The sequence below is a fragment of the Algoriphagus faecimaris genome, assembly GCF_900101705.1.
GTDB lineage: Bacteria > Bacteroidota > Bacteroidia > Cytophagales > Cyclobacteriaceae > Algoriphagus > Algoriphagus faecimaris.
The window spans coordinates 72,252-85,702 of the sequence record NZ_FNAC01000018.1 but is presented as its reverse complement, the minus strand read 5'-3'; the positions used below and the strand labels follow the sequence as shown (position 1 = coordinate 85,702).

Sequence of the window (13,451 nt, the reverse complement as noted above, 5' to 3'; positions counted from 1 at the left end):
GATGGTTATGGATATGCTGGAAATTCTAGAGAAATAAATGGAAAAACATACTATAAAATGTCAACAAGAGGAGGACAATTTTTTTGGGTTGATAATGCTTGGAATCCAATGAATAATAAAGCTAATATGTTTGATTATTTACCAGGGGGTAGATATTTTGGAAATACTAATATGGGGAGAGATTTTAACAAATTTTCAGAATATTCAAAAAGGGCATTTATTTTTATTGATAAAGTTCTGAGAGCAAACGAGAAATATGGGCCTACAGACCCTACTGGAATTTACACATTACCCCTTCCTTCCGATCCAGACCGGTTTCCGGGGAGGCCATATATATATATATATATATATATATATATATATATATTCCTAATTTTCATTTAAGATTTAAATAACTTATGCCAAAAATTTTAGAATTCTTAAAAGAACCTAAAACTTGGTATTTAAATACTAGTTTTAATAAAAAGTTATATTTTTCCTTATATTTAATTATTATTATTGTTATAGTGGAAATTATTTATATTCTTTTTAGAATTTTTCTTGATCGGATTGGATTGCCATTCAGTATTAATAATAAATTATTTAATAGAGATGAGTTTGGATATATTTTTATGATTATATTGGTATTTTATCAACCTATATATGAGGAATTGTGTTTTAGGATGCCGCTTCGAAGTGAAAAAATAGGAGTGTTTATTTCATTTTCTTTAATTATAGGCTTAATAATAAAGCTGATTATGGGATTATTTATTGATCCTAAAAATATTAACTTGATTAATTTCTTAATTTTGGAATTTCTATCAATTGGGATGGGTGTTTTATTTATTTATCTATTTTTTAATAGTAGATGGTTGAAGATTAAAAATTTTATTAATAAAAAATATATTCTATATTTTTATTTGTTACTTTTCATTTGGGTTGTGTTACATTTTAATAGTTTTGAAATTTCTTTTTCCCATGTTCCGATTTTGGCTTTAAAGTTTTTTCATTTAGTATTTCTAGGATTAATTTTTTGCTCTATTCGGTTGAAAAATGGATTGCTTTACTCTATAATACTTCATATTTTATATAATTTAGCTGTTTTATTATAAATGGATTTAATCCCCACGATATTCAAAATTTGGCAAATCAAGTATGTAGAAGTAGAAAGTTTGCGCCAAATACAAATGGCATCTTACAATTAGGAAATCTAATAAATGTTGGAAGAACTAATGTTAGGCTAATTGGTGGTAGATTAGTAGATAGAAAAGTCGTGCGTTTTTGATTAAGTCTTCGATCATTTTTTCCTAGTTTAAGCAACAAAACTGGTCCAGTTATTTAAGCGGTTAGGAACATTCTGATTATGAAGGAATTGGAAGTCAAATGGATTTTGGTGCATTTTTTACTTCTGAATCAAGGGGAGGGGGACATACCAAAGGTTATTTGAATTCTAGAATGGGAGAAGTATATAAGGAAAGACCATTTGGAGTAACATTGCCCTATATTCCGATAAGTTTTGGCTTTGGAAATTTGGGAGTGATGTATTAAATTAATACAACGAACCTAATTAGAAAATGAACAATAAAATAAGTTTATTATTAGTAGGAATAATGATTTCATTTGGATTGATTTTACTTATGTATGTATATTTGTTTAATCCTAGTAGAATGGAGCAGGGAGAGTCTCTTTGCCTAAAGTATAATTCATTTTATTCTCGCGAGATATTAAATGGGGAAATAAAATCTATCTCTGAGTTAAGTTCTGATCATGGAGCATTAGAGTTCAGTATTACTGAGCGAGATACTGCTTACCTATATAGAATTTATGAACCAATATATTCGGATATCCAATTAATTGGTAGAAAATTTCAAAAGGCGGGCTTTTCTTTTAAATTGATATTTAATGATGGAAAGGCTTATGATTTAATTCAGACTTGTGACAGGTTCTACGACTAAATAATATTTTATTTTAATATCGAAAACCTTAGCACCATTTTTTCCGATCAGTGTAGGGAAATCTGTTTTTTCTTAAAAAACTGGCACAGTCAAAGTGAATCCTTATCAATTATAATGAGGACTATGTTTTAAGTAATAACTATAGGGTTTCATTTTTAGTGAAAACCTGTTCCGATAGCGAAGGATTTTTTGAAGCCAGCTTATTGTTTGGAAGGTAAACAGTCGGTGGGAATAAATCCGAACGACTGCGAAATAAAGCCTGAGGCAAAAGACTTTTTGGTTTTTGTCCTCAAAAAGTAACAAATCAAAACCATTAAAACCTGCTCTGACGGGTTAATTTTATTCAGGATGTTTTCCTTATCCAATCTTGTCGAACTCCTCGGCACGGTGAGGCGGGTTTCCGTCGGGATCCCCAGGCCGAGGTGTGGGTCTTTCCAATTCACCAAACCCCGCATTTCGCAGCTCCTTTCAGTCGCTGCTTCATACGGGGCTACGCCGCGGCGCACAGGTATTGAAAAGTTAAAGGCCCGCCGCGTCGGGCAGGCCTTCAGCCTTTTTCGATTTTCATACTGAACATTGGTTTTTAGGACCAGCCTTACAGCATTTATGGTTTTTTGGAGCATGGGAAAACCGATAAAACCTGCTCTGACGGGCTAATCCTATTCAAGAACTTTACCCATTGAAACCCTCCCGGATCAATGCCTTCACATATATCTGCCGAAGGCGGACTTAGACCCCGTCCCTTCGACAAATCCTCAATTCCCCATTTCATCAGCTCGAAAGTTCCCCGAGACAGCCTACTGCAAACTGCGACTGCCTACTTAACTCCATTCCTCAATTCCCCAGTTCGACAATTCATCAATTACCCCACTTTGCCCCCTAGATACTCCATAGATACCCCATAGATACCCCGTAGATACCCGCATGATACTTGCACTTTTCTCCATACTTTCCACATTGTCCACAGAGTCTACTTTTTCTACAAATTCCAATGAATACACAGAATCCATACTTTCTACTTTCATTTTGATCCTCAAATCCTTAGCTCCAGATTAGTGCCATGTTTCACTTAAATCAATTGAAAACATGGCTAAACAAAGTTCATTAATCAAACTCGAGGGAACGATCGGAGATCTGTCCTTCTATAAAAATAGAAATGGCAATTACATCGCCAGAAGAAAAGGGGGAGTCAGCAGAGAAAGACTACTCAATGACCCTCGATACCAGCGAACCCGTGAAAACATGCAGGAATTTTCCCAGGCTGCATCCGCTGCCAAATTCCTGAAAAATGCTTTCCGGGAAATCGAACTCAGATCAAACGGGGGAAAACTGCATAACCGCCTTTACTCTGCGGTCAACAAGGTCCTTAAAACCGACCCGGTAAGTCCCAGAGGAGAACGCAGATTCGAACTCGGGGATATTCAAATGATGCGGGGATTCGAATTCTCAGAATCGGCCGTTTTCGGAGAAATCCTGAAAAAGCAGTTCGAGGTCCTGGAGGATGAATCCTCAGTCACGGTAACGATTGAAGAAATGGCACCTTCCAAATACCTCATCTCACCCAAAAGGTCATCGCACTACCGCTTCTCACTCATTCGCGCAGCGGTCAACTTTGAAGAGCAGACATTCCATTCTGAAATCCAAAGCTCAGAATTCCTGCCTTTGAAAGTTACATCCGCACCGGCCGAAGTCCTGACCCTACCTATTCCAAACCAGGCAAATGAAAATTACTTCTTTGCATTAAGCTTGGAGTTTGTCGAGGAATTAAATGGGCAGCAATATGAGCGCCGGGATATTTCACAGAATCCCGCAGTAATCGTTGCGGTAGTCTAAGCAAATGGACCTGCTGCTGGAAAGGGAATACTGGCCCGGCGGAACAAGCGGGAAACTCTACCTGGACGGGGAATTTTTCTCCCTAGTCGTGGAGTCTCCAGCCGCCCACTTTCTTCCGATGGTCCCATGTATTCCCGAAGGGATTTATGAACTGGATCTAACTGTGGAAAACCATCGCCAAAAGCTGATCCTGTTCAAAACCCCCAACGGAATGAGAAAGGCCTTTAAAAAGCAAGTGGAAATAGGCCTATGCTCAGGTTTGCAACACATCGTCCTGGTATCTGCAATTACCGATGAAGGAAAGGGAATAGCCGATCCGGTAAAATTCCGAACCATGAAAAATCGGGTAGGGCAGATACTCAAGAAAGATCAAAAGGCTACCCTGGAGATAAGGAGCTGTCCAGATCAGGCCTTAAATCTGACTTACCATCGAATCGAATGGATGGACTGATGTGGCAAGCTATTTCGGGAGGAGTCATCGCACTCCTCCTTTCCATCATCGCTTTTTTCCTGAAGCTCCTGGTCCAGGACATTAAGTCGATGAGTACCGAGATTTCCAAACTCAAGGAAGCTGTGGTCAGAATGGAAACCGAACTCGCCATGGTCAAATCCATGCTGCTGAAATACCCCAATCTCATCAATAAAAAAATCATGAGACTATGGGGAAGCAAAATCGGTGATTCATAAACTAAACGACTGCAACTCCCCGATTTGGAATGATAAAAATTCTAACCGTTCAAAACCAATAAAATCATGAATTTACTAACAGAGTTAAAAGAAAGGGCCCAGGCGCCCACACCGAAGTTTTTCCGGATCCTAAAAAGAGCCGGATTAATCATCGCAGCCGTAGGCACCGCAGTGATTACCGCACCGGGTTCGGTTCCCGCTGTCTTGGCCGCCTATGCTGGGCATGCCATCACTGCAGGCACCATCCTGGTGAGCATTTCCCAACTCACCGTAGATGAGGAAAGACTGCACGAGAAGCTGCTGTCCACGGTTCAGTAATGCGTTTATTCCTAATCAACCTAAAGCCGGGCGGGTCTCTTGCCCGGTTTCTATTTCAATTAAAAAGAAATTAACTATCTAGGTGGGTATCGTCAATGAAGAAATGAACGCTTACCTTCAGTATGAAGCGCAGTTCCTTTCTTCAACATTCGGCGGAGCTACCTTTACCGATCCCTACATCTATAATCCAATCCCGCTGGATCAAATTGACCTGGTAGGTTCGGATATTCTAATCCAGAATCCTGGATTCTAATTTTAGAATACTATCTAATTTAAAAAGAAGGCTTTGGGCCTTCTTTTTTTGCCTTTAACCCATTGAATTTGCCTTATTTTTTTTCCTCTTGACTGATTAATGCTAATTTCAACCCCAATACTTAGCCCAAACCAACCTATGAAAATTAAATTTCAACTGGCCATCGGAATGCTCCTCTTTGCACTGTGGTCCTGCCAAAAAGATGAAAAATTATTTGAGCTAAAAGATCCCGATAAAACCGGTATTCAGTTCAATAACTTAATTACAGAAACAGACTCATTTAATATTCTCACCGATGAATATATTTTCAACGGTGGTGGGGTAGCTGTAGCAGACTTTGACCAAAATGGACTTCCTGACCTTTTTTTTACAGGAAACCAGGTAAATAACAAATTGTACCTTAATAAGGGAGATTTTAGCTTCGAGGATATTTCCGCGTCAGCGGGAATCCAAGCCTCGAATTATTGGTGTACAGGAGTAGCAGTCGTCGATATAAATGGCGATGGCTGGATGGATATCTACGTGGCCACCGCTATGAAATCGGGTCCAGGAGAGCGGAATAATCTTCTTTTTGTCAATCAAGGATTAAATGCAGATGGGGTAGTGATTTTTGAAGAAATGGCCGAGGTTTATGGGATAGCAGATCCTGGAAATAGCATGGGCGCGGCATTTATTGACTATGATCTCGATGGAGACTTGGATTTATATGTTCTCAATAATGAACAAAGCAAAATCGTGCCCTCCAATTATCGTGAGAAAATCACCGATGGATCAGCCATAAATAACGATGCCTTCTACCGAAATAATGGCGATGGTACTTTTACCAATGTGACCTTAGAAGCTGGTATTACCATAGAAGGATTTGGCTTAGGGCTTTTGATTACTGATGTTAACAATGATGGCTGGCCTGATATTCATGTATCCAATGACTACGTCACGAATGATATTCTTTATATCAATAATCAAGATGGCACCTTCTCCAATAAAAGTTCAAATTGGCTGAAGCATCAAAGCCAATTTTCTATGGGAGCTGATTTTTCTGATTTTAATAATGATCTTAAGCCTGATCTGATCACGCTGGATATGCTAGGAGAGGATAATTATCGAAAAAAAACCACTATCGGTAAAAACTCTTATCAAGTGTATATCAGCAATGAACAATGGGGCTATGATTATCAGCATGTCCGAAATATGCTTCATTTGAATAATGGACCTAAGGCACCATTCAGTGAAATAGGACTGTATGCAGGGGTTTATCAGACAGATTGGTCTTGGTCCCCACTTTTTACAGATATGGACAATGATGGCTGGAGGGATTTATTGATAACCAATGGTTTCCCCCGTGATATTACCGATAAGGACTTTGCAAATTACCGGGCTGATGTGGGAAATGTGGCTACGGTTCGTCAGCTTTTGGATTCTATTCCTATTGTGAAAATTCCCAATTATGCATATAGAAATAATGGCGATTTGACATTTGTGGATTCAGGAGCAAAATGGGGTCTCAATCAGCCTACTTTTTCTAATGGAGCAGCCTTTGTGGATTTGGATCTCGATGGAGATCTTGACTATGTGGTGAATAACATCAATGATCCCGCTTCGATTTTTGAAAACACCCTAAATCAAAAACCAGAATCCCCAAATTTTCTTCGTGTCAAACTAAAGGGGCCTAAGCAAAACTTACAGGGATTAGGAGCAAAGGTTATCTTGAGTTTAGCTAACGGTACCAGTCAATATCAAGAGCAACAGGTCGTGCGAGGCTATATGTCATCAGTGGAGGAAGTGGTGCATTTTGGCTTAGGCAAGTCAGCGGTTTTATCTTTGAAGGTCATTTGGCCGGATGGAAAAATAAGTGAATTGAAGCAGCCTGAAGTTAATACAGTCCTTGAAATTCATTATCAGGATGCTTTGGTGGGGCCTACAAACTTGGCTGTTTTGGAATCAGTATCCGAGCCTATCCTTTTTGAAGAAGTAAGTTCTGAATTGGGCTTGGTTTATTTCCATGAAGAAGCGGACAAAGTGGATTATAATGTACAGCGAACCTTACCTCACAAGCTTACACAATATGGGCCTTCTTTAGCAGCGGGAGATATTGACGGTAATGGCACAGAGGACCTGATAGTTGGTTCCTCATCAGGAAATTCACCTTGGCTGTTTAAGCAAAATCCGGATGGGACTTTTCTTAGGCAAGAATTGCTTCCAGGCACTGATCTAGGATTTGAGGAGCAAGGACTTTTATTGCTGGACCTTGATAACGATGGGGATTTGGATTTGTACTTAGTGAGTGGAAGTACGGAATTTGCAGCGGGGTCACCTTACTATGAAGATAGACTTTTTTGGAATGATGGTGAAGGTAACTTTAGACAAGATGCAGATTTTAGGGGAATTACAGGAAATGGTAGTACGGTGAGAGCTGCGGATTTTGACCGAGATGGATATTTAGATCTGTTCATAGGAGGAAGGACGCCCGTAGCCCAATACCCTCATCCTGAGAAAAGCTACCTTCTGAAAAATGAAGGAGGAAAATTAAAAGAGGTTACCGATGAATTAGCGGTTGGGTTAAGCTCAATCGGTATGGTAACTGATGCAATTTGGTCGGATATCGATGGAGATGGTTGGATTGACTTGATCGTAGTCGGAGAATTGATGGAAATATCGGTTTTCAAAAATATGAACGGGAAGCTGGTGAAATCTTCTCAAACTGGTTTGGAAAACTATTTGGGCTGGTGGAATAGCATCGTTGCAGCTGATTTTGACCAAGACGGTGATATGGATTTCATAGTAGGAAATATGGGGGCAAACAATCACTATCACCCAACCGCCGAGCGGCCGGTGAAAGTATATGCCAAGGATTTTGATCAAAATGGGAGTATGGATCCGGTGATTTTTTCTTGGTATAAAAATAGAAATGGAGAATTTGAATCTTATCCAGTTCATTTTTGGGATGATTTGTATGGACAGAGTATTCTTTTCCGAAGGAAGTTTGATCGTTACAAATCCTATGGGATGACTACCGAGTCTACACTTTTCACGGAAGAAGAGAGAAAGGATGCTTTAGTATTGACAGGGAATTATGATCGATCGGTATTTTTGGAAAATAAGGGGAATGGCCAGTTTGAAATACATCCCCTTCCAGTGGAGGCTCAGATGGCTCCTGTTTTTGGTATTCGGGTGGATGATTTTAATGAAGATGATCTTTTGGATGTGATGTTAGTAGGAAACGACTATGGTAATGAAATCTTTATAGGAAGATTAGACGCTTTGAATGGGCTTGTGTTACTGGGAGATGGAGCTGGTAATTTCAAAGCACTTTCACCTTCCGAAAGTGGTTTTATAGTTCCGGGAGATGGGAAAGCACTGATCCAATTGTCCTCGGCGACTCGGGGCTCGCTCTACGTTGCTTCTCAAAATAGGGGAGAATTGAAAGTATTTCAAAAAAGAGCAGATGAGGGAAGAAGCCTGAAATTAGCTCATGAAATAGTTGCTGTTTTAGTCGAGTTAGAAAATGGTAAGATCCAGCGAATAGAAATTCCTTTTGGCTCAGGCTTTTTCTCTCAATCTTCTAGAGAGATCACCTTACCAAAAGGAACTGTAGCATTGACAACTGTAAATTATAAGGGAGAGGAGGAAGTCTTGGACCTCTCCCGAATGGATTGATTATTTATACATCTGGCCCGGCTTGACTTCGCAGATTTCAAGGATTAGCTGTGCTACTTTATCAGTTACATCCTCAAAATATCGCTTTCCCTTTTCAGGGGAAGCTTTTTTTGGATTGCCGATTCCGGTATCTTCGGTGACTTCAGACCACTTTCGCTCTGCCCAAGCCCAGCGCTCTCTTAGCCCTGAAATAACACTTTTCTTTTCATTCCCATCACCAGCTTCTTCTAGGGGAAGGACCAGTTCCGGATGAAGGTGCATGATCAAGGCTGTTTCCATTTCATCCGCGTGATCGCCCTGCTCATCGAAATACTGAGTTTTGTCTAAGGCCTGAAACCAGTTACAGGTAAAAAGCATCATGTCTGGGAACTTCAACCCTAATTCTCTAAGGGCGGTTTTAAAATCATTTCCTCCATGACTGTTTAAAATCAGGAGCTTCTTTACCCCTTGACGGTCTAAAACTTCGATGAGATCTTGTAAAATTGCAAATTGAGTGCTTGGATTTAAATTCATGTCCAGGTAGATATCCGATTGACCTGTATTTACCCCAAAAGGGATAGAGGGCAAAATCACCGCATTCGCACCCTTTTCCCATGCTTTTCTGCCAGACTCCTCACCAATTGCATCAGCTTCGTAAATATCTGTACCATAGGGCATATGGTAGTTATGCGCTTCTGTGGCCCCCCAGGGTAATACTGCTAAATCAAATCGATGATCTTTTAGGGATTTCCAATTAGCTTCTTTTAGGATATAGGGTCTCATTGTTTTTGTAAGAATTATTTGAAAATTGGGGTAAATCGCTGTCAAATTTGATAATTTGAACATTCGAATCTAAAATAAGGCCAATGTCTCAAAGAAGAAAATTTATCAAACAATCCCTGATGGGAAGTGCTTTTTTAATTCCGGGTATGGAGTCTGTCGCCCGACCTTTTTCTACTAAAGAAACTTTCTCCAAACCCTTGATTCTCTCTACTTGGAATCATGGTTTGTCAGCCAATGATGCTGCCATCCAACAGCTGAAATCAGGAGGTACTATCCTTGATGCAGTAGAGGCAGGTGTGAAAGATACCGAGCTGGATATGGATAATCTCTCAGTGGGTCTTCAAGGTCTTCCGGATCGTGAGGGTATCACCACCTTGGATGCATCGATTATGACTGGAGATGGATCTTGTGGTTCGGTAGCATTTGTACGCCAAATAAAGCATCCCATTTCCTTAGCCAGAGCTGTGATGGAGCGTACGCCTCATGTGATGTTGGCAGGAGAAGGAGCCCGGCAGTTTGCTATAGCTGAGGGTTTTCCACTGGAAAAGGAAGAGCTGAGTCCCAAAGCTGAGGCAGCTTACCAAGAATGGAAAAAGACCAGTCAATACAAGCCTATAATCAATATTGAAAATCATGACACCATAGGGATGATTGGAATGGATGCTGAAGGCTATTTAGCGGGTAGTTGTACCACAAGTGGGTTGGCTTATAAAATGCACGGAAGGGTAGGGGACAGCCCAATTATCGGAGCAGGATTGTATGTGGACAATGAAGTGGGAGCTGCCACCGCTACCGGATTGGGGGAGTCGATTATCAAGATTTGCGGAGCGTTTTTGATTGTAGAATTGATGAGACAAGGAAGAAGCCCTCAGGAGGCATGCCAGGAGGCGGTACTCCGTTTAATTTCTAAAAATAAAGGGATCAAGGATATTCAGGCAGGTTTTTTGGCAATGAATAAAGATGGGGAGGTTGGGGCATTTGCTGTTCATCCCGGTTTTAATTATGCTCAAGCTACGCTTCAAGAAAATGAATTGATTGATTCTAAAAGTCACTTTTAAATGAACTCATATCTATTAGAGGCCCCCGTTTTTAATGTACAGTCCGCTTTGGATGCTGCGACGCTAGGGATTCATCGTTTGGAGTTATGTGCTAATTTTCTGGAAGGTGGAGAAACTCCAAGTGCGGGAATGCTGAAGTTTCTGAAATCCGAATTAGATATTCCTGTTTTTGTCATGATTCGTCCTCGAGGGGGAGATTTTTGCTATTCGCAAAAAGAATTGATGGTCATGAAGAGAGATATACAGCTTTTAGGAGATTTGGGAGCAGATGGTTTTGTGTTTGGTGTGTTGGATAACCAAGGAAAGATTAATCAGGAGGCTTGCGAGGCACTGGTTCGTACAGCTTCTGGAAGACCATGCACCTTCCATCGGGCATTTGATGCCTGCAGGGACCAAGAAGAGGCCTTGGAACCCATCATTCAAAGTGGTTTCAAAAGGATTTTGACCTCGGGAGCCCAAAACTCCATCGATGATGGGATCGAGCAGATCGAAGCCGTGATGGAAAAAGCTAAGGATAATATCATCATCATGCCAGGTGGTGGTGCCAAACCAGAACATGTTACACGATTTAAAAAGTCTCCTTATTTCTCAGAAATTCATGCTTCCTGCAAAACCTGGGTTCAAAGTTCCAATGAATTTATTAATCCAGATGTACAATTTTCATCTGACCCGAAAACCTTTAGCCATCAATTAGGTATAGATCCAGTGACCGTTAACCAATTTCTTGAGGCTTTGGGATGAAGAAGATATACTGGTATTTAGTAGTAGCGATTGTCACATTGGGATGCAATCCAATATCTGAGAGAAAGCAGCCCATCCCTTCCCTTCAGCAATTGGCATCAATGGATCTCAAACTCGATGGGCCCAAGCTGGCCGAGGTCTATTGTGGGAACTGTCATCTCAAACCAGAGCCCGAAATTCTTGATCAAAAAACCTGGCAGACTGGAGTATTGCCTGATATGAGAAGAAGGCTTGGCCTTTATTTGGCTGAAGATATGGGCATTTCACTTCCAGAAGAAAGAGGGGTGCCCAAAGGTGTCTATTCCGATTATCCCTTGATCAAGCAGGCAGATTGGGATAAGTTAGAAGCATATTATGTAGAAAATGCGCCAGAATTTCCAGCCAAACAAGCTGCTAAGCAAGCTCCAAAAGTCGGTATTCCTAGGTTTGATTTGGTCATTCCGTCCTACGACTTCCAATTCCCCTCCTTGACCACTTTGGTGGATGTTCATCCTGAAACTGGGGAGATTTGGTTGGGGCATCGGTACCAAAAGCTATTTGTTTTGGATCCCTCAGAAAGCTTTTCGATCAAGGATTCGCTCTCTACCTCCATAGCGCCAGTGTCCATACGATGGAATGCCGATGAATCCTTTGATTTGCTTACCATGGGTTTGATGGATCCTGCCAATGATTCTGTGGGAGCCTTGACCAATTACCGTCGAATAAATCAGGATTGGGTCGGTTTTCAGGATATAGAAAACCTAATAAGACCAGTGGATGTGAACTATGGGGATTTGAATGGAGATGGTGTTGAGGATAAAGTGGTCGCTCATTTTGGAGATCATGTCGGGAAGTTGAGTGTCTATTTTGCCAGTTCAGAAGGACTTCAGGAAAAGATTATCAAAGCTCAGCCCGGTGCAAGAAAGACAATTTTGACTGATTTTGATCAGGATGGTGACTTGGACATCATCGGGTTGATGACGCAAGCTTGGGAAGGAATCTATTTTTGGGAGAATGACGGAAATGGCAACTTTATTGAGAAGGTAGTTTTACAGTTTCAGCCTGCTTTTGGGTCAAGTGATTTTTATTATGAAGATGTGGATGGTGATGGTTTGAGAGATTTGATTTTGGTCAATGGGGATAATGCGGACTTGTCTCAGGTATTGAAGTATTTTCATGGAGTGCGGGTGTTTAAAAATCAAGGGGATGGAACCTTTGAGGAATCTTGGTTTTACCCCATGCATGGGGCAACGGGCTTGGAAGTGGGGGATTTTAATGAAGATGGGAATTTGGATTTGGTTGTATTGGCCTTTTTTCCGGATCGAGATCAAGTTCTAGATGAGCGATTGATTTTTTTCTTTGGAAATGGAGACGGTGATTTTGAACCTTTTGTAGCTGATGGGCTTCCGGATCTAAACGTGCTAACTTTAAAAAAAGGAGATGTGGATGGTGATGGAGATCTGGATATCGTAGTGGGTACTTTTAGTTTTGAAGACTTATACGGTAGAAGGGAAACAGACTGGTTACCCTTTGTTTTGTTTCGGAATAATATTCGTTAATAATGTGTTTTTACTTGTTTAAAGTATTGAATATGTAATATTTATTGGTTTAAGATTTTTTATTTTTCAAAAAAATCAGTAGATTAAAGATTCATCAAAATTTCATTAGGCTATGGTAAAAAGTTTCCAAGGGGTTCGCATGGTAGAACCCAAAAAATCGCCAATTGATCAGATTTTAGTACGTGATCACATGAGTACCAATTTGGTGACTTTTCACCCTGAGGATACCATCGATCAAGTCTTAGAAATTCTGACAAGGAGAAAAATATCCGGGGCTCCTGTAGTAGATGAATCAGGAGCTTTGGTAGGAATAATTTCAGAGGTAGACTGTCTCCATGAAATTATCAAAGGGAAGTACACGAATACTCCTAAATTCCCGGGTAGGGTGGGAGAATACATGACGAAAGACGTCATTACACTTTCACCTGATTTATCGCTATTTGATGCAGCAGGTAAGTTTCTAGAATTAAAAATTCGAAGATTTCCAGTGCTGAAAGACGGACAATTGATCGGTCAGATCAGTCTTAGTGATGTAGTACGCGCTTTTCCTAAACTCAAACAAACGACCTGGTAGAAAAAAGGGGCTGTCTCATAAATCGCTCTAATGTCAGCCTGAGCACCTGACCAACGAGAGTTGGGCAGTAGGAAGCCATTCCTATCGTTTTGGCCC

At 40.5% G+C, this 13,451-nt stretch carries 16 protein-coding genes; 13 read left to right on the top strand and 3 right to left on the bottom strand.

Annotation, left to right across the window (positions count from 1 at the left end; genetic code table 11):
* From BLQ57_RS21145 to BLQ57_RS11160, 3 genes are all read left to right on the top strand, one after another.
* Positions 1-384, top strand: a 384-nt coding sequence (locus tag BLQ57_RS21145) for a hypothetical protein (RefSeq protein ID WP_175444664.1), incomplete at its 5' end; no start/stop codon positions are given.
* Positions 385-398: 14 nt separating this feature from the next.
* A complete protein-coding gene (locus tag BLQ57_RS11165; RefSeq protein ID WP_092824090.1) occupies positions 399-1,091 on the top strand; it encodes a hypothetical protein in 693 nt (230 codons plus the stop codon).
* A 462-nt stretch (positions 1,092-1,553) separates the two neighbouring features.
* A complete protein-coding gene (locus BLQ57_RS11160) occupies positions 1,554-1,934 on the top strand; it encodes a hypothetical protein (protein WP_139162712.1) in 381 nt (126 codons plus the stop codon).
* 200 nt (positions 1,935-2,134) lie between these two features.
* Here the strand turns inward: BLQ57_RS11160 and BLQ57_RS11155 are convergent, their stop codons facing one another.
* Both BLQ57_RS11155 and BLQ57_RS11150 read right to left on the bottom strand, forming a co-directional pair.
* On the bottom strand, positions 2,135-2,557 hold the full coding sequence (locus BLQ57_RS11155) for a hypothetical protein (protein ID WP_087939444.1): 423 nt from the start codon (positions 2,555-2,557) through the stop codon (positions 2,135-2,137).
* A gap of 198 nt (positions 2,558-2,755) precedes the next feature.
* Entirely contained in the window at positions 2,756-2,959 is a 204-nt protein-coding gene (locus tag BLQ57_RS11150; RefSeq protein ID WP_087939443.1) for a hypothetical protein, read from the bottom strand.
* Positions 2,960-3,020: 61 nt separating this feature from the next.
* Between BLQ57_RS11150 and BLQ57_RS11145 the strand changes: the two genes are divergently transcribed.
* The 6 genes from BLQ57_RS11145 (at position 3,021) to BLQ57_RS11125 (ending at position 8,682) form a co-directional block, all read left to right on the top strand.
* Complete coding sequence (locus BLQ57_RS11145; RefSeq protein ID WP_087939442.1) at positions 3,021-3,767, top strand: hypothetical protein; 747 nt, start codon at positions 3,021-3,023, stop codon at positions 3,765-3,767.
* A 4-nt stretch (positions 3,768-3,771) separates the two neighbouring features.
* Positions 3,772-4,218, top strand: a complete 447-nt coding sequence (locus tag BLQ57_RS11140; RefSeq protein WP_087939441.1) for a DUF5675 family protein — start codon at positions 3,772-3,774, stop codon at positions 4,216-4,218.
* The gene (locus BLQ57_RS11135) at positions 4,206-4,454 is read left to right on the top strand and encodes a hypothetical protein (RefSeq protein WP_092824088.1); all 249 of its coding nucleotides are present in this window, start codon (positions 4,206-4,208) and stop codon (positions 4,452-4,454) included. The genes BLQ57_RS11140 and BLQ57_RS11135 overlap by 13 nt, the downstream gene beginning before the upstream one ends.
* Positions 4,455-4,520: 66 nt before the next feature.
* Positions 4,521-4,772 carry a hypothetical protein gene (locus tag BLQ57_RS11130; protein ID WP_087939439.1) on the top strand — a complete coding sequence of 84 codons (252 nt, stop codon included), beginning with the start codon at positions 4,521-4,523 and terminating at the stop codon, positions 4,770-4,772.
* Between the two features lie 82 nt (positions 4,773-4,854).
* Complete coding sequence (locus BLQ57_RS21140; protein ID WP_169712737.1) at positions 4,855-5,025, top strand: hypothetical protein; 171 nt, start codon at positions 4,855-4,857, stop codon at positions 5,023-5,025.
* A 138-nt stretch (positions 5,026-5,163) separates the two neighbouring features.
* Complete coding sequence (locus tag BLQ57_RS11125) at positions 5,164-8,682, top strand: VCBS repeat-containing protein (RefSeq protein ID WP_087939438.1); 3,519 nt, start codon at positions 5,164-5,166, stop codon at positions 8,680-8,682.
* Here the strand turns inward: BLQ57_RS11125 and BLQ57_RS11120 are convergent, their stop codons facing one another.
* The gene (locus BLQ57_RS11120; RefSeq protein ID WP_087939450.1) at positions 8,683-9,444 is read right to left on the bottom strand and encodes a creatininase family protein; all 762 of its coding nucleotides are present in this window, start codon (positions 9,442-9,444) and stop codon (positions 8,683-8,685) included.
* Positions 9,445-9,527: 83 nt separating this feature from the next.
* Between BLQ57_RS11120 and BLQ57_RS11115 the strand changes: the two genes are divergently transcribed.
* From BLQ57_RS11115 to BLQ57_RS11100, 4 genes are all read left to right on the top strand, one after another.
* Positions 9,528-10,502, top strand: coding sequence for an isoaspartyl peptidase/L-asparaginase family protein (locus BLQ57_RS11115; RefSeq protein WP_087939437.1), 975 nt, complete (start codon positions 9,528-9,530; stop codon positions 10,500-10,502).
* Complete coding sequence (locus tag BLQ57_RS11110) at positions 10,503-11,243, top strand: copper homeostasis protein CutC (RefSeq protein ID WP_087939436.1); 741 nt, start codon at positions 10,503-10,505, stop codon at positions 11,241-11,243.
* Positions 11,240-12,781 (top strand): FG-GAP repeat domain-containing protein, encoded by a 1,542-nt coding sequence (locus tag BLQ57_RS11105; RefSeq protein ID WP_087939435.1) that lies wholly within the window; start codon positions 11,240-11,242, stop codon positions 12,779-12,781. The genes BLQ57_RS11110 and BLQ57_RS11105 overlap by 4 nt, the downstream gene beginning before the upstream one ends.
* Before the next feature lie 112 nt (positions 12,782-12,893).
* Positions 12,894-13,355, top strand: a complete 462-nt coding sequence (locus BLQ57_RS11100) for a CBS domain-containing protein (protein WP_087939434.1) — start codon at positions 12,894-12,896, stop codon at positions 13,353-13,355.
* Positions 13,356-13,451 lie beyond the last annotated feature (96 nt).

Excerpts from the sequence above, each read along its gene's own strand:
- BLQ57_RS11105 (WP_087939435.1), top strand. The coding sequence starts at position 11,240 with ATGAAGAAGATATACTGGTATTTAGTAGTAGCGATTGTCACATTGGGA.
- BLQ57_RS11140 (WP_087939441.1), top strand. The coding sequence starts at position 3,772 with ATGGACCTGCTGCTGGAAAGGGAATACTGGCCCGGCGGAACAAGCGGG.
- BLQ57_RS11135 (WP_092824088.1), top strand. The coding sequence starts at position 4,206 with ATGGATGGACTGATGTGGCAAGCTATTTCGGGAGGAGTCATCGCACTC.
- BLQ57_RS11160 (WP_139162712.1), top strand. The coding sequence starts at position 1,554 with ATGAACAATAAAATAAGTTTATTATTAGTAGGAATAATGATTTCATTT.
- BLQ57_RS11150 (WP_087939443.1), bottom strand. The coding sequence starts at position 2,959 with ATGAAAGTAGAAAGTATGGATTCTGTGTATTCATTGGAATTTGTAGAA.
- BLQ57_RS11120 (WP_087939450.1), bottom strand. The coding sequence starts at position 9,444 with ATGAGACCCTATATCCTAAAAGAAGCTAATTGGAAATCCCTAAAAGAT.
- BLQ57_RS11155 (WP_087939444.1), bottom strand. The coding sequence starts at position 2,557 with ATGCTCCAAAAAACCATAAATGCTGTAAGGCTGGTCCTAAAAACCAAT.
- BLQ57_RS11125 (WP_087939438.1), top strand. The coding sequence starts at position 5,164 with ATGAAAATTAAATTTCAACTGGCCATCGGAATGCTCCTCTTTGCACTG.
- BLQ57_RS11130 (WP_087939439.1), top strand. The coding sequence starts at position 4,521 with ATGAATTTACTAACAGAGTTAAAAGAAAGGGCCCAGGCGCCCACACCG.
- BLQ57_RS11145 (WP_087939442.1), top strand. The coding sequence starts at position 3,021 with ATGGCTAAACAAAGTTCATTAATCAAACTCGAGGGAACGATCGGAGAT.
- BLQ57_RS11110 (WP_087939436.1), top strand. The coding sequence starts at position 10,503 with ATGAACTCATATCTATTAGAGGCCCCCGTTTTTAATGTACAGTCCGCT.
- BLQ57_RS11100 (WP_087939434.1), top strand. The coding sequence starts at position 12,894 with ATGGTAAAAAGTTTCCAAGGGGTTCGCATGGTAGAACCCAAAAAATCG.
- BLQ57_RS11165 (WP_092824090.1), top strand. The coding sequence starts at position 399 with ATGCCAAAAATTTTAGAATTCTTAAAAGAACCTAAAACTTGGTATTTA.
- BLQ57_RS11115 (WP_087939437.1), top strand. The coding sequence starts at position 9,528 with ATGTCTCAAAGAAGAAAATTTATCAAACAATCCCTGATGGGAAGTGCT.